20 protein-coding genes are annotated in these 23814 nt (G+C 51.5%); 8 read left to right on the top strand and 12 right to left on the bottom strand.

Features of this window, described 5'->3' with window-relative positions; all coding sequences use genetic code 11:
- From HFP08_RS22245 to HFP08_RS22235, 3 genes are all read right to left on the bottom strand, one after another.
- Window positions 1–495, bottom strand: a 495-nt coding sequence (locus tag HFP08_RS22245) for a transposase family protein (RefSeq protein ID WP_481856596.1), incomplete at its 3' end; no start/stop codon positions are given.
- A 188-nt stretch (window positions 496–683) separates the two neighbouring features.
- Window positions 684–1562, bottom strand: coding sequence for a carbohydrate ABC transporter permease (locus HFP08_RS22240; protein WP_168122813.1), 879 nt, complete (start codon window positions 1560–1562; stop codon window positions 684–686).
- A 33-nt stretch (window positions 1563–1595) separates the two neighbouring features.
- A complete protein-coding gene (locus HFP08_RS22235) occupies window positions 1596–2450 on the bottom strand; it encodes an ABC transporter permease (protein WP_240941738.1) in 855 nt (284 codons plus the stop codon).
- 381 nt (window positions 2451–2831) lie between these two features.
- On the opposite strand from HFP08_RS22235, the gene HFP08_RS22230 reads away from it, so the two are divergent.
- Both HFP08_RS22230 and HFP08_RS22225 read left to right on the top strand, forming a co-directional pair.
- Window positions 2832–4445, top strand: coding sequence for a sensor histidine kinase (locus HFP08_RS22230; protein ID WP_168122811.1), 1614 nt, complete (start codon window positions 2832–2834; stop codon window positions 4443–4445).
- Between the two features lie 12 nt (window positions 4446–4457).
- Window positions 4458–6065: a response regulator gene (locus HFP08_RS22225; RefSeq protein ID WP_168122810.1), complete on the top strand. Its 1608-nt coding sequence runs from the start codon at window positions 4458–4460 to the stop codon at window positions 6063–6065.
- On the opposite strand, the gene HFP08_RS22220 is transcribed toward HFP08_RS22225, so the two are convergent.
- Window positions 6052–7050 (bottom strand): MBL fold metallo-hydrolase, encoded by a 999-nt coding sequence (locus HFP08_RS22220; protein ID WP_168122809.1) that lies wholly within the window; start codon window positions 7048–7050, stop codon window positions 6052–6054. The two genes, HFP08_RS22225 and HFP08_RS22220, sit on opposite strands and share 14 nt — an antisense overlap.
- A 152-nt stretch (window positions 7051–7202) precedes the next feature.
- Here HFP08_RS22220 and HFP08_RS22215 point away from each other — a divergent pair, with 152 nt between their 5' ends.
- Genes HFP08_RS22215 through HFP08_RS22205 form a run of 3 tightly spaced genes read left to right on the top strand, consistent with a single transcriptional unit; the run spans window position 7203 to window position 10722 of the window.
- Entirely contained in the window at window positions 7203–8534 is a 1332-nt protein-coding gene (locus HFP08_RS22215; protein WP_168122808.1) for a spore germination protein, read from the top strand.
- Entirely contained in the window at window positions 8531–9631 is a 1101-nt protein-coding gene (locus HFP08_RS22210) for a GerAB/ArcD/ProY family transporter (RefSeq protein ID WP_168122807.1), read from the top strand. Before HFP08_RS22215 ends, HFP08_RS22210 begins: the two co-directional genes overlap by 4 nt.
- Complete coding sequence (locus tag HFP08_RS22205) at window positions 9631–10722, top strand: Ger(x)C family spore germination protein (protein WP_168122806.1); 1092 nt, start codon at window positions 9631–9633, stop codon at window positions 10720–10722. The genes HFP08_RS22210 and HFP08_RS22205 overlap by 1 nt, the downstream gene beginning before the upstream one ends.
- On the opposite strand, the gene fni is transcribed toward HFP08_RS22205, so the two are convergent.
- Window positions 10715–11791: a type 2 isopentenyl-diphosphate Delta-isomerase gene (gene fni, locus HFP08_RS22200; RefSeq protein WP_168122805.1), complete on the bottom strand. Its 1077-nt coding sequence runs from the start codon at window positions 11789–11791 to the stop codon at window positions 10715–10717. The genes HFP08_RS22205 and fni overlap by 8 nt on opposite strands.
- A 203-nt stretch (window positions 11792–11994) precedes the next feature.
- Here fni and nagB point away from each other — a divergent pair, with 203 nt between their 5' ends.
- On the top strand, window positions 11995–12732 hold the full coding sequence (nagB, locus tag HFP08_RS22195; RefSeq protein ID WP_168122804.1) for a glucosamine-6-phosphate deaminase: 738 nt from the start codon (window positions 11995–11997) through the stop codon (window positions 12730–12732).
- Window positions 12722–13918 carry an N-acetylglucosamine-6-phosphate deacetylase gene (nagA, locus tag HFP08_RS22190; protein ID WP_168122803.1) on the top strand — a complete coding sequence of 399 codons (1197 nt, stop codon included), beginning with the start codon at window positions 12722–12724 and terminating at the stop codon, window positions 13916–13918. The genes nagB and nagA overlap by 11 nt, the downstream gene beginning before the upstream one ends.
- On the opposite strand, the gene HFP08_RS22185 is transcribed toward nagA, so the two are convergent.
- The 7 genes from HFP08_RS22185 to citZ all read right to left on the bottom strand — a co-directional run bounded on the left by HFP08_RS22185 (window position 13915) and on the right by citZ (window position 22011).
- Window positions 13915–14697 (bottom strand): DeoR/GlpR family DNA-binding transcription regulator, encoded by a 783-nt coding sequence (locus tag HFP08_RS22185; protein ID WP_168122802.1) that lies wholly within the window; start codon window positions 14695–14697, stop codon window positions 13915–13917. The genes nagA and HFP08_RS22185 overlap by 4 nt on opposite strands.
- Window positions 14698–14699: 2 nt before the next feature.
- Window positions 14700–15656 carry a sugar kinase gene (locus HFP08_RS22180; RefSeq protein ID WP_168122801.1) on the bottom strand — a complete coding sequence of 319 codons (957 nt, stop codon included), beginning with the start codon at window positions 15654–15656 and terminating at the stop codon, window positions 14700–14702.
- A gap of 30 nt (window positions 15657–15686) precedes the next feature.
- Entirely contained in the window at window positions 15687–16106 is a 420-nt protein-coding gene (locus tag HFP08_RS22175) for a hypothetical protein (RefSeq protein WP_168122800.1), read from the bottom strand.
- Window positions 16107–16208: 102 nt separating this feature from the next.
- The gene (recQ, locus tag HFP08_RS22170; RefSeq protein WP_168122799.1) at window positions 16209–18389 is read right to left on the bottom strand and encodes a DNA helicase RecQ; all 2181 of its coding nucleotides are present in this window, start codon (window positions 18387–18389) and stop codon (window positions 16209–16211) included.
- A 101-nt stretch (window positions 18390–18490) separates the two neighbouring features.
- Complete coding sequence (mdh, locus tag HFP08_RS22165) at window positions 18491–19438, bottom strand: malate dehydrogenase (RefSeq protein WP_168122798.1); 948 nt, start codon at window positions 19436–19438, stop codon at window positions 18491–18493.
- 87 nt (window positions 19439–19525) lie between these two features.
- Entirely contained in the window at window positions 19526–20821 is a 1296-nt protein-coding gene (icd, locus tag HFP08_RS22160; RefSeq protein ID WP_168122797.1) for an NADP-dependent isocitrate dehydrogenase, read from the bottom strand.
- A 77-nt stretch (window positions 20822–20898) separates the two neighbouring features.
- On the bottom strand, window positions 20899–22011 hold the full coding sequence (gene citZ / locus HFP08_RS22155) for a citrate synthase (protein WP_168122796.1): 1113 nt from the start codon (window positions 22009–22011) through the stop codon (window positions 20899–20901).
- Between the two features lie 272 nt (window positions 22012–22283).
- On the opposite strand from citZ, the gene HFP08_RS22150 reads away from it, so the two are divergent.
- Complete coding sequence (locus HFP08_RS22150; protein WP_168122795.1) at window positions 22284–23813, top strand: Ppx/GppA phosphatase family protein; 1530 nt, start codon at window positions 22284–22286, stop codon at window positions 23811–23813.
- The last annotated feature ends 1 nt before the right edge of the window (window position 23814 follow it).

Here is a 23814-nt window from a genome sequence, read left to right as displayed (position 1 = left end):
TCCCTTATACGTGAGTGCAACGCCTTCTTTTTTTGTACCGGAGTTATCGAAAGGCGATACATCAATGTCCAGTGGGATGAGCGTGTGTTCGCCAGCAATGAGCCCTGTTACTGGGGCCTTTACGCTCTGGATTAAGTCAGCGGATTCCTGCAACAAAATGTCATTCCAATTGGCATCCATGGTTTGAGCAGCTGCATCTAAGCGCTGACGAAGCGTGGGACTGGATGGAACCTTACGAACGCCGAGGCAAGTATGAAAGACAGAATCTTTGCGGAAGGGTTCAATATGATCGAAATCGCTTTTGCCTTGACAAAGCAGACCCAGGTAACTCTTTATGACATCACCATTTCCATGAAGGGGATTCTCCATCCCTTTCACGACGGAGCGATTCAAACGTTGCGACAATTGTGTGTGGGAAAGCAATGCACCGACCGAAGCTAGGCCAGCATGCGTCGTTAATAGAATTTCCTTAGTTTGGGTGAATTGGATCTTCAAATTAAGCACCTCACAGGTGAAAGTAGATAATCGTTGGTTATCTCTTGATTTCGTCGCTGGAGGTATGATTTCCTTCATTTTTCAAGAAAATTTAATCATTCAGATCACGGATTCAGGTTATCTTAACTATAGCGTCAGCTGCGGACAGTCGAAAGACCAAACTTTTGTCATCGATGCCATTCTGTCGCCTATTCCTTCACCGCTCCAAGAATAATGCCCTTCACAAAATACCGCTGCAGAAACGGGTATACCAGAAGAATCGGAAGCGTGCCGATAAAAATTTGCGCGGACTTTACCGTGCGCTGCGAAATATTTTTCAATTCATTGACATCCGGATTAATTTTATTGAAATCCTGCTGTACAATGATCGTTTGCAGAAAAGTTGAAAGCGGGTATTTCCTATAATCTGTAATATATAATAAGCCGTCAAACCACGAATTCCAATGCATAACCATCGTGAACAAGGAAATCGTTGCGATTGCCGGCATGGAGATTGGCAGGAACACATTCCATAATGTACGGAAATGACCGCCGCCGTCAATGAAGGAAGCCTCCTCGAGCTCCTTCGGCACCGCGCGGAAGAAATTCATGAGCAGCACCATATTGAACACATTGATGGCCCCGGGCAGCACCAGAGCCCAGACCGAGTTCATCATGTGCAAATTGCGAATCAGCATGTACGAGGGAACGATTCCTCCGCTGAACAGCATCGTGAACAAGAAATACCAGGTATAGAGGGAGCGGCTGTGGAAGCTTCCTCTGTCCTTCGAAAGCGCATAGGCAGCCAGCATCATAAGCGACATGCTGACTGCTGTCCCCAGCGCCGTCCGCTCGAGACCCATCAGCAAGGCGCGATGAAAGTTGGCGTTATTGAAGGTTTTGGCATAGGCGTCCAGATTGAAGCCCTTCGGCCATAAGCCGACCAGATGCGAATTCGCAGGCGATGAAGCGCTGAAGCTTACCGCAAGAATATGCAGCAGGGGCAGTACGCAGGTGATGCAGATGAGGCTCAGCAGTATATAGTTGAATGCCGAAAACGTTCTATAGCTTATGGTTTTGTGATACATGGCTCAGCAGCCCTTCTCTCTGTAAGAGGTCGTCTAAAAAATTCGGTATCCCGCGTACTTATAAGCCATTCGATAAGAGAAAACAATCATCCCGAGGCCAATGATCGACTTGAAAAGACCTACTGCGGTACCGAAGCTGTATTGTCCGTTCAAGATCGCCGTACGATAAACAAAAGTGTCAATAATATCGCCTTTGTCGTATACAAGCGAGTTGTACAGGTTAAAGATCTGGTCGAAACCTCCGTTCAATATGTTGCCAAGGGAGAGCGTGCCGACAACGACCGCAATCGGTATCATAGCCGGGACTGTGATATGAAGCGTCTGCTTCCATCTTGTCGCCCCGTCCACCTCCGCCGCTTCATACAGCGATGGATTAACACCGGCAAGAGCAGCAAGGAACACAATCGTGTTGAAGCCGAAGTTCTGCCAAATATCGCTTACGACAACCGTAAATCGAAACCAATCGCCGTCCCCGAGCCAGAATATCGACGGAAGTCCGAGCGACTCCATCGTCTGGTTCACGATGCCCTTGCTGCCGAGCATATCCGTCAGAATCGCGCCGAGGATAACCCATGAGATGAAATGCGGCAGATAGACCAACGTTTGAACCACTCGCTTGAACAGCAGCTTGCGAATTTCATTCAGCAAAATGGCGAACACGAACGGCACAAGCAGCCCGAACACAATCTTCAAGCCGGAAATAATTAGCGTGTTCCATATGACCTGCTTGCTGTCCGGATAATCGAACATGAATTTGAAATGCTTGAGACCCACGTACTTGCTTCCGAACATGCCGTCGTAAGGCTTGAAATCCTGAAAGCCCATTATGAGGCCGCTCATCGGCACATAGGCGAAGATGAAAATGACGATAGCTGCTGGCAGCAGCATGACATGCAAGGGCCAGGTGCGGCTCCATCTCTCCCTTTGACGCTTTGACGGCGGTACCGGAAAACGCTGAGCGTCGCTTCCTGCCTGATTCACCATTTTTGCCCCTTCCCAAAAAAAATCATTTTGTGTTATGCTTCTGTCCTGTATCCCCATTCTATCAGCGAGCGCTCGCTCGCTAATAGACCTCGTTCTTTGGAACGATGCCATTTTGTTGTCTTCATCATGCTTTGCGATGCCATTTCGATAAGCGAGGGTTGTTCCATGCGATTCAGGGAAAATACATTTGCCAAAATCATTATTTCTATTATTTTTCTTTTAATCCCAATTTTTGTTTTGTATACGCTTTCAATTCGTACGAGTGTAACAGTCATCAAAGACGAGATGAATTCGCTGAAATACAAGGATCTTGCATTCCTTTCCAGTGAGATCGACAAAAGCGCAACCACGCTTTCCACCTTGGGCTTTCTGCTGAGCGAGGACGTGAACATTCAACAGTTGCAGAACATCAACCTGATCGATAACGCCTACGATCGCAACAGCGAGAAGCTGCGCATCATGGAGCGGCTGCGACTGCTCAACGTGGCGCAGCGCTGGGATACGCAATACAGCGTGCTTGCTCCGGCCTCCAAGCAGCTCGTATCCACGAATACCTATGTCAATTACGATCTGGCCGCAGTGAAGCGCATCCTCTCTCCCGATTGGAGCTATAAGGAAATGACGATTCAAAACATTAAGCATATGCGCTTTGTCAGGCATATCGTTAAGCCGAAAAGCAAAGCGGCCGATCTTGAGAATGCGGGCATTATTGTCGAGATTTCATTCCCGGTTGAGTATATTACGAAGGATTTAGACACGTTCAAGCTCGCGGGCAAGGGCGATCCTTTCATGCTGAGCGAGGACGGCAACGTCATTCTGAACAAGAGCTCCAATAAGGAAATGGCGGGCGAGATTGAAGATTTGCTTAAAACGGACAGCTTGATACTGACCGGCGGAAGCCATATCGTAAGCATTCGAGGCGATGATTATCTGATCAGCATGGCCAAGGTCGAGACCTTGAACTGGTATCTGGTCGATTACGTGCCGATGCATAGCGTGCTTCAACCCATCGTGAAGAGCCAATATCTATTCTACGGCTCCGTCGCTCTATTGCTCGCGATGAGCCTTCTTGCCGGTTACCTGCTGTACCGCAATGTGCAGCGGCCGATCGGTCTTTTGATCCGCAACGTCAAACGATTGCAGGAAGGCAACTACGCCGCGCGAATTACCGCGAATCCAAAAAATGAATTCAGCTATCTGTTTCATCGGTTCAACGATATGGCGGCAGAAACGGAGAGACTGATTCAGAAGGTGTACGTGGAAGAGCTTCATCGTCGGGAAGCCGATTTGAAGCAGCTGCAATCCCAGATCAACCCCCATTTCTTATACAATTGTTTCGCTTTGATTCGGAGCTTGGCGCGACTCGACAAGAAGGAATCCGTCATGCGCATATCGATGCATCTCTCGAACTATTACCGCTATACGACACGAGTGGAGAAGCAGACAGCCGCCTTGCAAGAGGAGCTTCAGCTGCTGCAAAGCTATCTGGAAATTCAGCAATTTCATATTCAGCATCTCTCCTATGAAATTGAAGTGCCGGAGGAGATGCTGAAGCTCGAAATGCCAAGACTGCTGCTTCAGCCGATTGTCGAGAATGCCGTCCTTCACGGCATCGAGAGATACGAAGGCGACGGTTTGATTCGAATTGTCGGATGGAGCGATGAGCGAAAGCATACGATTCGCGTCGAGGATAACGGCAGCGGAATGACAGAGGAGGAGCTTGCAAAGCTTGAACTCGCCATCAGAGAACAGCCGGATGACAACACGGGCTGCGCGCTTTGGAATATCAGGCAAAGATTGTTGTTCCAATTCGGCCAAGAAGCCGTCCTTCGCTTCGAGAGAAGAGCGGAAGGCGGTGTCGCCGTATCGGTAAGCTGGCCCAGAGGGCAATCAGAATAGGAGCTGAAGAGAATGTACCAACTATTAATTGTCGACGATCAACCTGATTTGGTCGAGGATTTGGCAACGATGCTGCCTTGGAGCAATATCGGAATTGAAACGGTCCACACCGCGTTTTCGGCTGCGGAGGCTCTGGAGCTCATCGCGATGACACCGGTCGATATTGTCATATCCGATATTCGAATGCCTGGCAGATCGGGTCTCGATTTGCTTGAAGCAATCGAACGCTCCTGGAGCCATATCAAGTGTATTCTTCTTTCCGGTTACAATGATTTCGAATACGCTCAGAGAGCGTTGAAAAGCAAGGCCAGCAATTATTTGCTGAAGCCCGTAGAGGACGAAGAGCTGTTGAACGCCGTTTCGAAGGCGATAGACGAGCTAGAATCGCGTTGGCGCGAGATTTCCTCGCATCAGGGAGCACTCGATACGCTTCGCGTCAACCTTCCAATCATGCGCAATTACAGGCTTCAACAACTGTTGAAGGGGCAGATGAGAAAAGACGAGGACTGGCAAAAACAGCTGGATATGCTGGGTATGCCGATAGCAGCCGAAGCCCGTCCGGCCATGATGCTGCTTCGAATGGAAGATTATTTCCTCAATCACAATGAAGAAGATCGCGAGCTCTTCCAATATGCCATCTGCAATATGGCGGAAGAAATATTCTCGGACAACTGCGACCTGTGGTATACCCGCGACGAGTACGGCTATTATGTCTTTCTTATCTTTCCAAGGTTCCCGCCCGGACAAAATTTCCCCGAATCTGCATTGGAGCAGAAGATAACCCAGCTTCAGCATTATGTGAAGCTTTACCTGAAGGGAACCGTTTCGCTAGTGCTAAGCAAGCCCTTCCCATTCCCGTCAGGAGTCGCTGCGGCGTATGAGCAGCTGCTTGCCAGCTTTCGGCAACGAATCGGCGCAGAGCGCGACTTCTTGTTCTTGCAGAAGGATGAACATGAGCAGCACGAAGCCAATTCTCTGTCCTTGCTGTATCAGCCTCCCCTGCTAACCCATCTCCTTGAGGCTGGTCAATGGGAGGCCGCCTCCGAGAAGCTGAAGGAGGTTTTTGGGGAATTAGAGCAGAAATTCGGAGATTCGCACGAGCATATCCTGGAAAGCTACTATTCCATCGCAAGCGCGCTTAGCTATTCCGCGCATAAGAATAAGCTGTGGCTAAGCGAACTGCTCGGCAATGGGTTCAATCAGCTTTTGGCAGGACCTCATTTCCATACGATCAAGCAATTGCAGAGCTGGACGAATGAAGCCATTATCGCCTATCGGGACTATATGAACGGAAGAGTTCAGGATTCCAGATCCGGGATCATACAGAAGGTGCATGAATATGCCTCCGCTCATTTGAAGGACGCGTCCCTGCAATCCATCGCCGCTTATGTGTATCTGAATCCTTCCTACCTGTCGAAGCTCTATAAGCTCGAGACAGGCGAGGGAATCAGCGATTATTTGTCCCGTCTCAAGATGGAGACCGCAGCCCATCTGCTGCGCTCCTCGACCAACAAGATCTACGAAATCGCGGAGCATGTCGGCTATCAGAAGACGAGCTATTTCATCAAAGTGTTCAAGGATCGTTACGGCATCACCCCGCAGGAATTCAGAGAGCATTAACTTGCTGATACAGCGTTAATCCGTCCGCCCTGCGCATCTCTGTCACCTCTTCTCTAATCGCCAAATGAAAGAGATGCGCCAGCGTTTCCGACATGGCGAACCGCAGATTATGCGGATTGCTTCGGAGATGAGCGCCGAATTGCTTCTCGCAAAGCTCGAATGCGCTGAGCGGCCCTTCCTCGAGCTCTGCCGTCATCGCTGTCAGCCTTCGTTCATGATGGGCCAGCAATTCATCGATTCGCTTCTGAAAATCCGCGAAGGGATCGCGATGACCGGGTAAGGCGAGCTTGACCGGATATTCGCGCAGCTCCTTCAGACTAAGAATGAAAGCTTGCAGCGGATCACGCTCTTCTCCCGGAACAACGCTTATATTCGGAGTAATCCTGGGCAGCACCTGATCGCCGCAAATCATCCACTGCTTCTCTTCTTGATAGAAGCACAAGGCTCCGAACGCATGTCCGGGAGCGTCAATCAACTGCCATATTTCCCCCCCGAGCTCTATGACCCCGCCCGCTTCCAGGTACTGAACCTTCGGCTGGGGAGACACTCGTGCGACAAAGGATGCCAAATTGAGTTCAATCGCTCCCATGAGCTCCTCCGGCATGCCATGAGCAAGAAAAAGCTCTCGCAGCTCCGCAGGATAAAGACTTTCCCCGCCCCATAGTTTCCGAGTATAGGCATGAGCACGGCGCGTTAAGTATACGTCCGCGCCGCTCTTCTCTTGCAGCAAGCCCGCTAACCCGTAATGATCCGGATGCTGATGCGTCACTATAATTCGCCTTATTGATTTATACGTCAAGCCGCATCCTGCCATAGCCTCCGACCAAGCAGATTCCGCTTCCGCCGTGCGAAGACCGGGATCGATAACCGTGACTCCGTCCTGCTCGGGAACGATATAGCTGTTTACCCATTTCAGCGAAAAAGGCAGCGGAATTTTCACCTGCAGAAATCCATTCCCAAGCTCGGCAACCCTTGATTCTGTCATTTTCATTCCCCTATTCACCCATTCCAATTCTCTCGCAAGTTCGTCTGCAACGAAGCTATTTCTCTCATCTTAGCATAATCCGAAGCGCTCCGCGCACACTAAGGGGAAATGATCCAATTCGGGAATGGGCTGCTAAGGAGGAACCCTTTGCCATGAATGAACGGATTCAATCCTTATTTCCACAGGCAGTCGATCTCAAAACCTATGCGATAACCAACAGCGAACTCACCATCGAATTCGCCTATATTGCATCTCTATGCGACGAGGATACCATCAGTCAATTCATATCCGTCCCCTTTGTCAAGGAAGAGACTTCGTTCAGCGAGCAGCTACGAACCCTTCCCAATTATAACAAGCTTGGCGAAGAGGCCGAGCTTCAAGAATGGCTTCTGAAAGGATATGCGCTCATTGAAGCGAACGGGCAACTGTACGCCTTGCTCGCAGTGAATGTCCTGTCAAACGATATATCGCAGACATTGGTAGAAAGCGCCCTGCAGGGATCGCAGATTGCTCTGAGCGAGGATCTCAACAAATCCTTGAATTTGATCCGATCGATGTACCCCAGTCTGACGCTCACAATCGAGCAGGGAAGCGCAGGAACGATATCCAGGACGCCGATTATGACGGTCTTCGATCAGAAGCTCGCGGATCCGGAAATTCTGAAGCATGTCAGAGACAAAATTACCGGCATACAGGCAGAGATGATTCAAGCTTCCGGTGAACTGGAGAAGCAGCTTGCGGGCAAGCTTCATCATCTGTTTCCTACCATTCTGATTACCGAGCGCCCAGATCGCGTCGCAATGGCGCTCAGCAACGGGAAAGTCGTCATTTTGTTGAAGGGTAGCATGTTTGCGCTCATTTTGCCCTCCACCTTCTTTGATTTCATGCATGCGGTGGAGGATAATTTCGAAGCGTACTGGATGACCCGATTCCTTATTATTCTTCGATATTTCGCGACCTTTCTGACAATTACGCTGCCAGCGCTCTACGTTGCCATCGTATCTTACAACCCGGAATTGTTTCGAATTCAATTGGCCTTCTCGGTTGCCGCCAGCCGTGCCGCAGTACCATATCCTTCGTTCATTGAAGTATTTATTATGTTGTTCATGATTGAAATGCTGATCGAAGCGAGCATCCGACTTCCGCGATTTATCGGTTCAACGGCAACGACGGTCGGAGGGCTCATCCTGGGTCAGGCCGCTCAAGAGGCGGGCCTCGTCAGCAGCATTATGATTATCGTGACCTCTGTTGTGGCAATCTCCAACTTTGTTATTCCAGTCAACACGCTTTCCTTCGCGATTCGATTTCTGAAATATCCGTTGCTTGCCGTTTCCATTTTCTTCGGAATCTCGGGCATTGCAGTTATGCTGTTTTTCTATCTTGTCTATATTTGCAATTTGCGCAGCTTCGGCATTCCGTATTTCAGACTGCCCGGCTTGACCAAATCCGTAAAGCATGACATCGGGCAGGTGAATGGGGAATGAATCGGTATGTGCTCTATAATGTGTTGCTTATCAGCATCATGAACATTATGCTCTTCGTTCCCTTTATCCTGATCAAGGAGCGTTTCTCCGGCGCAGTCTCCTCCATCCTCATCGCGCCGTTCATTGGAACGGCGCTTATCTATATGTATACCAGCGCCATGCAGCGGTTTCCCGGCAAAGGATTGCCCGAGATTTTGAAGGAATTTTGCCCGAAATGGATCGTCGCGGGTTTGATGATGTTCTATGCCGTCATGTGGTGGTTCTCCGCTGCCATTGTCATCGTGGCGTATGCGATTCTCATCAACCGATTCTTCAATCCGGATGCGAATATTACGACCATCCTCGTTATGTTGCTTGTTGTATGCGCCTATGCCGCCTCGCGGTCTACGCTTACCGTCATGTTCTCGATAGAAATCTCTTTGGTGCTTAACGCGCCGCTAGTCTTGTTCATGCTGTTCAAAATGTTCAGCAGTCGAAGACTGAATTTCGATGCGATGCATATCGTCGCCAATTACGCTAAAGTTATGCCGACTATCGCTTCTCTGGCCGCGGCAACCTTTATTTTCACCGGTTATATCAATCTATCGCTTTATAATCGGCTGTTTCCGCCTCAATTCGTGTTTAAATTGCGTTGGGTCTATCCCGTCATCGGATTTATGATTCTGCTTTCTTCCTTCTTCGTTCCAATCGGATTCCACGGGACGGCGGCTGTTGATCGATATATATATATCTGGCCGATTACAGCCGACTCCTTGATGATGCACTACGGCTTTATTGAACGTGTATTATTCTTGTTTCTCATCATCTTTCTGAATATGAGCTTGACCTATACAATGTCGGGGTGGCATCAAGCGATGGAGTTTGTGAAAAGCAGCATTATGCCCCAGAAGAAGCCTGTTGTGGATAGTCGGGAAACGCCGCTGTCGAATTATATTATTATTGTCGTGTTCGCGCTTGCCACTTTATTGTACGATCATTGGATTAATGAAAAGCTTAATCTTATCATTACGCAGTATTGGCTAATCCTTCGAATGTTCACGGAAATTCTGACGGTACTCGCTATATTCATCTACAGCCGAAGGAGGTCGCATCCCTAATGAACTTGATTGCGCGAATCAGCTTGCCCTTGCTGATGCTTTTCATGGTGGCAGGCTGCGGGTTTAAGGACATTGACAAGCGGTTTTTCGTGGTGAATACAGGAATCGATTGGTCGGGCAATAAGGATAAGCCTTATCGCATTACGATACAGCTTGCTATTCCTTCGCCGAAGATCGAACCCGGCACTTCGAAGAATCAATATGAAACCATTGACGCTCCAACGATTGCAGAGGGTATTCGCATGCTGAAGGCTTATGTGGACAAGGAGCTTGATTTCGGACATTGCAAGCTGTTCGTCATCGGAGACGGCATGGCCAAGCAGGATATACGTCCCGTCATAAACTGGATGCTGAGAAGAAGAGATATTCAGAATGGAGCCAACGTAGCGATAGGCGAACCAACCGCGAAGGATATACTGAATATTCATCCGCCTTCCGAACGGTATCCCGGCAACGCATTGCTCCTCTCCTTCGGAACGGACGGGACGGAATCTTCTTATACCTATGTGGAGACGATTAGCGGCCTCGAAAGAAGATTGACCGAAGACGGCTTGGACCCCATTCTACCTGTCATAACAACCGATGGAAAGGAGAGCTTCATCATCAATCGAATCGCCCTGTTCGATAAGCAGCGCCTGAAGCTTTCGCTTCCGCCCGCGGATTCGCAATTGTTCACACAGCTTTCCAATCATTTCACGAAATCGTCAATGCATGGCATGTTCAAAGGAGATAAAATCGTGTCCGCCATTAACAGCTTTCAATCCAGTTTCCATATTCAACATGGAGCGGAGCCTGCCCAAATTAGAATGAAGGTGAAAATGAAAGTGGTGTTCGAAGAGGCGCCGGACGGATTGTTCAACCAGTCTTGGGCGCCGCTTGAAAAGCAGCTTGGAGAGGAATACGAGCAAACAGCGAATAAGCTGCTCAGGAAAATTCAACAAGCCGGGTTGGACCCCTTCGGCTTCGGTCTTCGATACCGCGCTTACCACCCCGGCGAGAATAACTGGAAGAAATGGAAGGATCTATACCCCGATGCGAACTTGAGCGTGAAGGCGCAGGTGAAGGTTGAAGGAACCGGTCTTATCAAATAAGACTGAGGCGGTTCGTTTGCTTCAGATCCTGAATGTTGCCGGCTCCAATGCCGAACATCGCAGCGCGCAGCTCGAATTCGATGCGCTCGAACTGCTCAACCAACCGGCGGATGGAAATGGCCGAATCGTCGCTTGCCGCTTGCGGCAGAAGCGCTCTGCCAAACCCCACGAGATCTGCGCCAAGTGCGATTGCTTTCGCCGCTTCTACCCCAGTGCGCATACCCCCGCTCGCGATGAGCGGCATATGCGGCAGCCGGTTACGGATATCGGACACAGAATCAGCGACAGGAATTCCCCACCCTGCGAATGCCTCTGCGGCGGCCTTCTGCATCTGGCTGCCTGATCGATGTTTCTCCACCTGGCTCCAGGACGTTCCCCCGGCCCCAGCCGCATCTACGAAGGAGACACCGGCACCCGATAAGCGAACGGCGGTCTCTCCGTCAATGCCCCATCCGACCTCCTTGACACCGACCGGGACGTCGAGTTGTCTGCATAGCTGTTCAATGGCAGCAAGCAGGAAGCTGAAATTGGTATTGCCCTCTCTTTGGAAAATTTCCTGCATGCTGTTCAGATGCAGCACGAGAGCATCCGCTTCGGCAATTTCTACCGCTCTTCGGCAAGCATCCACGCCGAAGCCGTAATTGAGCTGCACGGCGCCAAGATTCGCGATAACGGGAACGGTTGGAGCTTCTTCTCGGATTTGGAACGTAGACGCCAGCGCCTCATTCTCGATCGCGGCGCGCATCGAGCCAAGCCCGATTGCCCAGCCCCGCTCCTCTGCGGCAACCGCAAGCCTTCGGTTAATGGCGCCGGCGGCATTCGTGCCTCCCGTCATCGAGCTGACCAGCAACGGGGCTTTTATGCAGCGGCCAAACCAATTCGAATGCAAGCGAATATCGGTGAAGGAAAGCTCCGGCAACGCGTTATGCCGAAACCGATAATTTTCGAAGCCTGTGGATATGCCGATTCCGGTTACTTGCTCCTCCAGGCAAATGCGAATATGCTCGCTCTTGCGGGAGGATGTATCCAGATCTTGCGAGTGATCGGTAACAGTCTGTTTCGACTTCAATTTCAAAACCTCCAAGCTTCCGTAGCTATAAAATTCACCTTTTTACAGCATACCATAATACTCCTGCGCATGCTCTATAAGACCTATGTTATGATTTTTACAATCATTTAAATGATTGAAATTTTCATTTTTATTGTAATAAAGCGAGTTTAGGTGTACAATTTAATCAATCACAAATGACAGCAAATATTCAGGAGGCTATTATGGATATCCGTATTTTTGACACCAATGAACAATTAGATCAGCATGCCGCGAAGCTGTTCGTGGACCTTGTGAACGAGAAGCCGGATGCGGTGCTGGGCCTCGCCACCGGCTCTACCCCCATCGGCATCTATCGGGAAATCATTCAGGCCTGCAACGAAGGCAAGGTCAGCTTCAAACAGGTAACGACCTACAATCTTGACGAATATGTAGGTCTTGCGCCGGATAATGACCAAAGCTATGCCTATTATATGTCCGAGAATTTGTTCTCCAAGGTGGACATCCCGACCGATCATACGAATCTGCCTGATGGCATGGCTGCCGATCCCGGGAAAGAATGTGTCCGCTATAACGCTCTGCTTGAAGCCTCCCCGGCCGATATTCAATTACTTGGACTCGGCCATAACGGCCATATCGGTTTTAACGAGCCTCACGAAGAATTGATTAATGGCACGCATGTTGTTACTCTGAAGGAAGAAACGCGACAAGCAAATGCTCGCTTCTTCGAATCCTTGGACGAGGTTCCCACTCGGGCTTACACGATGGGAGTCGGTTCCATTCTGAAAGCAAAGTCGATTCTTCTGGTCGTTCGCGGCGCGGACAAAGCGGCGATCGTGAAAGAGGCTTTGACAGGCCCGATCACGACACAGGTACCCGCTTCCCTGTTGCAAACCCATCCAAGAGTCATCGTGCTGCTGGATCGAGAGGCAGGAAGGATGTTGAATTCAAATGAAAGCTAATGAAAATGAGTTGTTCATCCATCATGTAAAAATCGTGCTGGAGGATGAAGTTAAGATCGGCGCTGTTCATGTGAAGAACGGTATAATAGACGCCCTCTATACAGAGGAAGCTTCAATCGATGATATTTCGTTGCCGCCGGGCAGTTCGATCGTTAACGGCAACGGAGGATGGCTTCTGCCGGGCTTCATCGATATGCATGTTCACGGCGGCTTCGGCGGCGACTTCATGAACGCGGATGGGGAAAGCTTCGATCGTATTACCTCCTATCACGCTTCCCAAGGAACAACCGGCATGCTTGCAACGACCATGACCGCCTCCAAGGAAGCCATCGAGAAGGTGCTGCTGGCCGTATCCGACTATCAGAAGGAAGGCATGCCGCACGCGCAATTGCTCGGCGTCCATCTCGAAGGACCCTTCATCAGCGAGAAATGGCCCGGCGCGCAAAATCCCGCTTATATTCGGGAACCTCAGCTTTCCTGGCTTGAGGCCTGGACGGAGCGATATCCGAAGCTCATTAAGCTGCTGACTCTGGCTCCGGAGAAGGAAGGCGCTGCCGAGACCATCTCTTGGCTCGCGGAGCACGGCATCCTTGCGGCGGCCGGACATACCGATGCCAATTACAGTGAGATGATAAAAGCTGCTGATGGAGGTCTATCCCATGCCGTGCACACGTATAACGCGATGAAGGGCCTTCATCACAGAGAGCCCGGCACGCTTGGCGCCGTATTGACCGATGATCGCATTCATGCCGAGATCATCGCGGACGGCGAGCATGTGCATCCCGCAGCCATCGCCTTGATGATCAAAGCCAAGCCGATCGACAAGCTCATTCTTATAACGGATGCGATTGAAGCGGCCGGCATGTCGGACGGCAACTATAATCTGGGCGGACTCGATGTAGTGGTGAAGAATAGCGTAGCCAGACTTCGGGATGGAGGTTCGCTGGCGGGAAGCAGCCTCAGCATGATCCGCGCTTTCCGCTACATGCTTGAGCATACCAAGCTTTCCGTTCAAGAGATTAGCCGCATGGCAAGCGGCAATCCGGCGAGAGAGCTCGGGATTGACAAAGAGACCGGCTCGATTGCGCCAGGCAAGCAAGCCGATCTCGTATTGACCGATCCTTCTATGAGCGTTGTCGGCACCTGGGTGAGAGGCAACCGAATTTTCTCGAGCGAGGATCGCTAATCAGGCAAATAGACTGTGATGCCATGAAGACGAATGGCATCGCCAAGCGGCCCGTCAAGAGGGGAGTCAGTGATGACTCCCTTTATTTCCGTTAGAGCGGCGATGGAGAACAAGGACGTGCGATTGGCTTTCGTATGATCGAATACGACATAAGTCTCCTGCGAGCGCTTGATCAACGCTTTGGCGCTCTGAGCCTCTTGCTCGGAATAGCTGGAGATACCTCCCTCGGAGGAGATGCCGTCGACGCCGATGAACATCTTGCCGATATGAAGCTGGGCAATCATCTCTTCGCCGAGCGGTCCGCAGAGCTCAAAACTGTTATGCCTCATGATGCCGCCGGTAACAACGACCTGAATCCTGCTGTCGGCCAACTCCATCGCGATATTGATTGCGTTCGTAACGACCGTTATGCCCCGCCGTCCTTTGAGCAGCTTGGCCAGCAGGAAATTGGTCGTGCCGCCGGATAATCCGATTACATCGCCTTCCACGATTTGCGAGGCTGCCGCCTTGGCAATCTTCTCTTTCTCGAGAATCGATAATCCTTCCTTCTCCGAGAAGGGAAGCTCGCGCATAGCGCCCATGCCGTCGTACATCGCGCCGCCAATCGTTCGAATAACCGGATAGATCGCTTCCATCTGCTCCAGATCGCGTCTGGCCGTCGCTTCCGAACATCCGAATCTCTCCACCATCTCTTGAATCGTAATCTTCCCTTGCTGCTTCAGCAGCTGAAGAATCGCTTCCCGTCTTCTTGAGCCCTTCGTACCGCTTAACTCCGCCATGCTCAGCGCTCCACCCAAGCCTTGGAGGACATGCGCTGCTCCACGACATCCCATGCAGGCAAAGCTTCCCAATCCCCGCGCATTTGCACGACGAGCGAACCGTTAATGCTGGCGAGACGCACGGCTTCAATCGGCTCCATGCCTTTCATGATGCCAGCGAGAAAACCTGCGCAGAAGCCGTCTCCCGCGCCGACAGTATCCACAACCTGTTCGGCCGGATAGAACGGCACCTCCGTCTCCTTCCCGTCATCCAGAATAACGGTGGAATCGCCCACCCCTTTAATAATGGAGATCGCTTTCAGCTTCTCCAGCTTCGCCTTCACAAGCTTATAATCATCGGTATCATAGAGAAGCTTCAGCTCATCCCAGCCCGGCAGGAAATAATCCGCGTCCTCGATAAGCGGCAGCAGCGTTTCCCTTGCTTCCTCAATGGACCACAGCTTCAGCCTCAGATTCGGATCGAAGCTGATCTTCACGCCGGCATCCTTGGCGATCTCCACGGCTTTTCGAACCGTTTGCCGGCACGAATCGCTCAGCGCCGTTGTAATGCCGGTCACGTGAAGCAGCTTGGCATTGCGTATGTAGTTTTCGTCCAAATCCTCGGGCCTCATCTGACTCGCTGCCGAATGCTTGCGGAAGTAATGGACGGCAAGCCTTCCCGCCACATGCTCGCGGAACATCATGCCCGTCGGAGCCGCCCCGCTAAGCCTGACCCGTGATATATCGACGCCCTCTCCTCGCAGCGTTTTCAAAATCAACTTGCCGAAGGGATCGTCGCCTAAGGCGCCGAACCAGCCTACCGAAGCGCCAAGACGCGCAAGACCGATCGCGACATTGCTTTCTGCTCCGCCGAATCCCTGTTCCAGCAAGGAAGCCCTTTCGATCGAACGATGCTCCTGCGGCATGAACAATGCCATCGATTCGCCGAATGTTATGATCTGCGGTGAATTTTCATGCACGGTTTAATCCCCCTGATTATCATTGAATTCTTAGAATGAATAATACATGAAGTAAATAACAGCCACATACAAGATTAGAATGATATAGCTGAGCACCTTCGCCTTGCCGAAATGGGAGGAGGCGTCCTTGCCTTCCTTGATCGAGCTGATAACGAGCTTTAATGGCTTGGAGATAATGCCGCCCAAGGCCGCAATGCCCAGAAACAGCAAAACGACAATGATCATCCATGCGACAGACAGATCGTACTTGGACATCAAGTAACCGCCCGTAATAAGCTGCAGCACAAGAAAATATTGCACGATGCGATTCGCGGAAAGCACGCCTGCCGCGAGCCCTTCTTGACCCGCGCCTGCCAGCTTCGATGCCTTGCTAATGATAAATGGCAATACAATGTAGAAGCCCATTCCAACCGCTCCAAGCAAATGCAAGAAAAGCAATGCTCTTTCCATAATCATTTCCTCCTAAGTTCCTGATTTCTTTTTCATCTCGCCTAGCGCATTCTATTAAACAGTTTATCAGAAACTCGCTTTAATTCAAATGACAATCCGATGTCATCCCATCATGCTTTTTTTGCAGAGTACCGCTTTAATGGCGAAATAAGATACGGATTCAGGAAGCAAATCCTTGATCGGCTTCAGCTTCTCCGCTCCCGCCTCTTCAATCGCCCCCAGAATGAGCGGCTCTTCCTCGGGCACGATAATGCGATTCCAGTCGATTGCCATGCCTTCCGTCGCGCAACGTATAATATGTCCTTCCACGGTAACCTGACTCATGCCTCGCTGCTTCGCAATTTCTCCCGGGTCATGCCCTTCCTGAAAGAGCTGGAAGGAAGCCAGATGACTTGGCTCCTCCTCCCCGACCGAACGGCTTGCCCGAGCAACAGGGCTTGCTTGGGGAGACTCGCCCTGATTGGATGATGGGGAAGATACCCTTTGAGCGGCTCCGCCATGCAAGGAGCGAAGCTCTTGCGCGAGCTGCAGCAGTTCGTCGCCATAGCGATCCGCTTTGGCGGCGCCAATGCCTTTCACAGCTAGCAGCTCATCCCGATGGGCTGGCATTGCGACAGCGATTTCCCTCAAGGTTGCATCGGAGAAAATCATGAACGGAGGAACGCCTTCCTTCGCAGCGGCTTCCTTGCGCCATTGCTTCAAAGACTCGAAAACAGGCGATGCGAATGAAGCGCTTGCGCTATGCGCCTGCTTCACCGTGGCTCTGACCCGCTGCTTGATCGTTTCCCGGCCTTCAAGCACCGGCAATGCGTTAGACGCTAGCGTCACGGTAGGATATTGTCCTTCGGTAAGCCGGAGATACCCTTCCGCGACCAGCCAATAAAGCCAGTCCGCGATTTCCTTCTCAGGCAAATGACGCATGAGACTGTAGGTGGACAGACGGTCCAGCCCCGATTCCAGAAGTCGCTTGTCTCGGGAGCCTTTCAACACCTTGGCGACCATCGTCACGCCGAAACGGCCTTTCATCCTGCCCACGCAGGATAAAGCCATCTTGGCTTCTTCCGTCCGGTCGGTCAATTCGCTCTTATCCAGACAGGAGCTGCATTTCCCGCAGGGCTCCACATCGCTCTCGCCGAAATAATCGACGATATATTGCTGCAGGCAACGATCCGTGCGGCAATAATTCATCATGTTATGGAGCTTCGACATCTGAATGGATTTGCGATCCTCCGCAGCCATTCCTTGCTCGATGAGGAAGCGCTGAATTTGCATATCCGCCGGCTCGAACAGCAGGACGCATTCGCTTTCTTCTCCATCTCTCCCCGCTCTTCCGGCTTCCTGGTAGTAGGACTCCAGATCGCCGGGAATTTGCCAATGCACGACGTATCGGACATTCGGCTTATCGATGCCCATGCCAAATGCGTTGGTGGCGACCATAATGCGGACCTGATCGAACCGGAATTGCTCCTGGGCCTCCATTCTCTCCGCATCCGACAAGCCGCCATGATATTTGCTAGCTTCGATTCCTTCGCTCTGCAGCAGCTCTGTTACTTGCTGGGTTTCCTTGCGGGTTGCCGCATAGATAATACCGGATTGCTGCTCTCTTTCCTTCAAGAAACGAAGAAGGAAGCGCTTCTTATCCGCCCCCGTGACAACGGACAAGGAGAGATTGGGGCGCGCGAAGCCGGTCACATAGGTTTTCGGATTCCGCAGCCGGAGCATTCTTACGATATCCTCCGCCACTTCATTGGTTGCGGTCGCAGTAAAGCCGGCCACTAACGGACGATTCGGCATGCGGCCGATCCATTCTGCCAATTGCCGATAGCTTGGCCGAAAATCATGTCCCCATTGCGAGACGCAATGCGCTTCATCGATTGCGATGAGCGGAATTTGAAGCTGCTCCGACAAGCTCTGGAACATCGGGGCGTCCAAACGCTCCGGAGCAACATACAAAAGCTTGTAATCGCCGTTCATGGCACTCCGAAGCACCCCGCGATATTCGGCTGCGCCGAGCGAGCTGTTCAAGAACGCTGCGGAGACGCCTAATCTGCGCAAGCTGTCCACCTGATCCTTCATCAAAGAAATGAGCGGCGATATAACGAGCGTTGTTCCCGGCAGCAGCATAGCCGGTATCTGATAGCAGACCGACTTTCCTCCGCCTGTCGGAAGGATCGCGAGGGTGTCATGGCCCTCCAGAATGCCTGATATAATCTCTTCCTGTCCTTTTCTGAACGTATCGAAGCCGTATATTTTTTTTAATGCCTGCTGTGCTTGTTCAATCATGAATCTTCGCCTCCCGAAACATAGAAAGACCCTGGCAGCATGTGTCAGGGTCCTCCCAAACGAATTTTATCGCGTAACGCTATATAAGCTGAGCAAGACAACTACTGGCCAGCCTGCACTACTTTGATGACATTCCTCACCGATTCCGCCGATTTATCCAGTGCCGCTTTCTCTTCCGGCGTCAATTCAAGCTCGATTACTTTCTCGATTCCGTCTCCGCCGATAACTGCCGGGACGCCCATGAACAGATCTCGATAGCCGAATTCGCCTTCCAAATAAGCGATGACGGGAAGAATGCGCTTCTTGTCCTTGAGCACGGCTTCCGTCATTTGCACCAGGGAAGCCGCCGGAGCGTAATACGCGCTGCCGTTGCCCAGCAGATTGACGATTTCTCCTCCGCCAACCCTCGCGCGCTGCACGATCGCCTCAATGCGATCCGCCGGGATCAGCTTCTCTATCGGAATTCCCGCGACATTCGAATAGCGAACGAGCGGAACCATATCATCGCCATGTCCGCCCAATACGAAGCCGCGAACATCCTCTACAGACACGTCCAGCTCTTGGGCGATGAACGTGCAATAACGCGCTGTATCGAGCACGCCGGATTGGCCGATCACTCTATTTTTCGGAAAGCCGAGTGTTTGGAAGGCTGCGTAAGTCATCGCGTCGACCGGATTGCTCAGGATAATAACATAAGCGTTCGGAGACGTTGCCTTTACTTGCTCGCACACCGATCTAACGATGCCGGCATTCGTGTTCACCAGATCATCGCGGCTCATGCCGGGCTTTCGGGCAACGCCTGCCGTAATGATGACAACATCGGAATCTCTCGTATCATCATAGCTCGACGTGCCTGAGATATGAGCGTCCACTCCCATGACCGGTGTGGCCTCCAGCATATCCAGAGCCTTGCCTTTCGTCGGATTCTCCAGCGGCGCGATATCTACAAGCACGACATCGCCAAGCTCCTTCTGCGCCAGCATCAGAGCCGTTGTCGCGCCAGTGAATCCGGCTCCCACGACCGAAATTTTCTTACGGGCAATAGCCATTCCTTTTCTTCCTCCAATCCAAAATATAATGAAGCGTGCTCCGATAACAATTGCCCTCGCTTTCGCAAGGGCAATCTCGTTATTGTTCTACATGTTGTTGATGACTTGGTTCGCGAACTCGGAACATTTCACTTCCGTAGCCCCATCCATTAGACGAGCGAAATCATATGTTACCGTTTTGTTGTTAATGGAAGCTTCCATGCCTTTGTAGATCAGGTCAGCCGCTTCCTGCCAGCCCAGATGCTCGAGCATCATAACGCCGGAGAGAATAACCGAACCCGGGTTCACGACATCTTTGTCGGCATATTTCGGAGCCGTGCCGTGAGTCGCTTCAAAGATAGCATGTCCAGTCAAGTAGTTAATATTAGCGCCCGGCGCAATGCCGATGCCGCCAACTTGAGCTGCAAGCGCGTCGGACAGATAGTCGCCGTTCAGGTTAAGCGTCGCGATTACGTCGAAGTCGGTCGGACGAGTCAGAACCTGCTGCAAAGCGATATCCGCAATCGCGTCTTTCACGACGATTTTGCCTGCTGCTTCCGCATCCGCCTGCGCCTTGTTCGCCGCGTCAACACCTTCTTTTTCCTTGATGCGGTCATATTCGCCCCACGTGAAGGTTTGCTCTGCGAATTCTTGCTCGGCTACCTCGTAGCCCCAGTTTTTAAATGCACCTTCTGTATATTTCATGATGTTGCCCTTGTGAACCAGGGTTACGGATTTTTTGCCATGCTTGATCGCATATTCGATAGCCGCGCGCACCAGACGCTTCGAGCCTTCGGAGGATACAGGCTTGATGCCGATGCCGGATGTTTCAGGGAAGCGGATTTTGTTCACTTTCATTTCTTGCTGCAGGAATTCGATGACCTTCTTCACCTCTGCCGAGCCTTCTTGATACTCGATGCCTGCGTAGATATCTTCTGTATTCTCGCGGAAAATAACCATGTCAACGAGCTCAGGACGCTTCACCGGAGACGGCACGCCGTTGAAATAACGAACCGGACGAAGGCAGGTATACAGATCCAGCTCTTGACGAAGCGCAACGTTCAGGGAACGAATGCCGCCGCCGATCGGCGTGGTCAGAGGGCCTTTGATTGCTACGATATATTCGCGAATCGCGGTTAATGTATCCGCTGGAAGCCATTCGCCATAAGCGTTGAAAGCTTTCTCGCCGGCGAACACCTCATACCAAGCGATGCTCTTGCTGCCGTTATAGGCTTTCTCGACCGCCGCGTCAAGCACGCGCTTCGATGCCGCCCAGATATCGCGGCCCGTTCCGTCGCCTTCGATGAAAGGAATGATAGGATTGTTCGGCACTTGAAGAACACCGTTGTCGATTGTAATTTGCTCGCCTTCAGTTGGCAGCGCGTATTTCTCAAACTTAGCCATGATATAAATCCTCCTGAAAAGTATTGTTGTTAAAGCGCATCGTTATTGCGGTCAAAAAATGATCGATCAGGTTTGGTTTAACGCTGTTCAATCGGCACGTATTTGACATTCGTCGGTCCGACATAGTCGGCGCGCGGACGAATAAGACGATTGTCCTGATATTGCTCGAGAATATGCGCGCACCAGCCGGATACGCGGCTGATCGCGAAAATCGGCGTAAAGAGATCGCGCGGAATTTCAAGCGTCGTGTACACGGATGCCGAGTAGAAATCGACATTCGGCTTGAGGCCCTTCTGCCCGGTTACGAGCTCTTCAATCTTGATCGACATTTCGTAGAGCTCCATGTTGCCTTTCAGCTTGCCCAGCTCGCGGGACATCTTCTGGAGATGCTTCGCGCGCGGATCGCCGTTCTTGTACACGCGATGACCAAAGCCCATAATTTTCTGTTTGTTCGCGAGTGCGTTCTGGATATAGCCCTCTACTTTGTCGAACGAGCCGATTTCTTCGAGCATAACCATTACCGCTTCGTTCGCTCCGCCGTGAAGCGGACCTTTCAAAGCGCCGATCGCGGACGTAACGCCCGAATAAATATCGGACAGGGTCGCAACCGTAACGCGCGCAGCGAAGGTGGAAGCGTTAAGCTCGTGATCGGCATGCAGCACAAGCGCCTGATCCAATGCCTTGACCGCTACCTCGGCAGGCTCCTCGCCCTTCAGCATATAGAGGAAGTTATGGGCGATGGATACACCCTTCTTCGGCGCTACCGGCTCTTTGCCTTCGCGAATACGCGCGAAAGCAGCGATTACCGTAGGCAACTGCGCCTGCAGTTTAATCGCTTTCAGTTGATTGGCTTCAGGGGTCATTTCGTTAGCGGATTCATCATACAAGGCCAGGCTGGACACCGCCGTGCGGAGAGCTGCCATTGAATTCGTATTTTTGCCGTACAGCTTTATTTGCTCAATGACTTCATTCGGAATCGAAGCATATTCATCCAATTGCGCGTTCAGCTTGTCGAGCTCGGATCTGGTTGGAAGCTTGCCGTACCATAACAGATAAGCTACTTCTTCGAAGGAAGCATTCGCAGCCAGATCGTCGATATCTATGCCGCGATAAGTAAGTACGCCGTCAATAATAGAGCTTATGGAAGATGCCGCTGCGACAATGCCTTCCAGTCCTTTAGTTGCTGTCATCGTTCTCTCTCCTTTATACTCAAATCGTTACATCCTATTGAAAGGTCAACACGTTGTACCGTCGCTATTAATCATAAATGATTTTGAGGTTGAAGCCAACAAATTAAGGATAAAAATGCTTTATCGGCATCATTACATATTTGAATCGTACGGCTCGACAGCTCATTATTCCACGGGAACAGGCAGAATATACTTCGCGGCCCGCGTCATAATATGTTAAAATGTCCAGAACACTATCCGGCATGCGAGCATGCCGGTATCGGAGGAATGTCATGACAGGTCAGCGTATCGGCATTATCGACATCGGCTCCAACTCCATTCGGCTGGTTGTCTATGAAAGAACGGAAAACGGAGCCCATCGCGTAGTAGACGGAGGCAAACGCTCTGCCAGACTTAGCAGCAAAATCAATGATGAAGGGAATCTCCTTCGCGAGGCCATCGACGAGCTGATCGACACCTTGCGTCATTTCATCCGCATCTGCTCCCATCACGGCGTAAGCGATATGCGCGCGGTAGCGACAGCCGCAGTGCGCAATGCAGGCAATCAGCACGCTATTCTCGAACGCGTCAAGAAGGAGACCGGACTGTCGATCGAGCTGCTCTCCGGGGAGCAAGAAGCTTCCTATGGCTTTCTCGGCATGATCAACTCCATGAATGCGAGAGACGGCTTTCTCGTCGATATCGGCGGCGGCAGCACGGAGCTCAGCTTGTTCCGGGATCGCGTCCTGCTGGAGTCGGTCTCGTTCCCGTTTGGCTGCGTCAGCCTGAACAAACGATTCGATTCGAAGGAGCAATTAAGCGACGATACGCTCAAAGACATTGAAGCTCTGGTGCTTGACGCCGCCAAACGGCATCCGTGGATATCCGACAATCCGGGCTTGCCGTTCGTCGGCGTAGGAGGTACCGTGCGCGCGCTTGGAAAGCTTCAACAAGCCTCCGAGCAATATCCCTTCGCCCAGACGCATAATTATACGATCCGGCATGAGCAGGTGGACGGGCTCTTCCACGAGATGCGCAAGCTGCCGCTTGACCGAAGACGAAAGCTGCCTGGCTTGTCCAAGGATCGCGCGGATGTTATTGTGCCGGGCATAGCCGTTCTGCGCGTTCTATTCAAGCTGACCAAATCGACCCACTATCTCATTTGCGGCGCCGGGCTGAGAGACGGCTTATTCCATGCCACCCGATTTCCGAATCACTCCAAGCTTGAAGATCCGTTAGCCTTCTCCTTAAGAAATCTAACGGCTCTGCATACCGAAGCGCCAAGGCAGCATGTCATGCAAGTGAATCGCTTGGCGCTGGAACTGTTCGACGCGATCTCGCGGGTACAGAAGCTGGGCAAGTCGTCAAGAGTTCTGCTCGATGCGGCTACCCAGCTATACCGCATCGGAGCTTCCATCGATTATTATGATTTCTCCAGACATTCGTTCTATCTCATCATTCATTCGCATCTGAACGGATTCACGCATCGCGAAATATTGATGACAGCGGCTATTGCCTCCTTCAAGAGCAAAGGACGAGCGAAAGGCCAGCTTGCGCCATATGCCGCTTTAATCAGCGAAGCGGACATGGAGCTGATCTGCAGGCTCGGACTGTTGCTGCAGCTTGCGGCTGCTCTTGATCGCAGCGAGGCGCAGACCATCGGTCAGTTGTCTGTGCGTATTACGGACACGAACATGCTGCTTCTGCCCCTTCATCCAAGAGGCTCGCTCGCGATTGAGCGGCATGAGGTCGAAGAGCTCGCTCCGGATTTCAAGAAGCACTGGCAGATCAGTCCCCAGCTTGATTATTACGTGAAAGCATAGG

It is taken from the genome of Paenibacillus sp. HB172176, from assembly GCF_011947265.1.
In the GTDB taxonomy this organism is placed as follows: Bacteria; Bacillota; Bacilli; order Paenibacillales; family Paenibacillaceae; genus Pristimantibacillus.
This window is presented reverse-complemented; position numbering and strand designations above follow the sequence as displayed.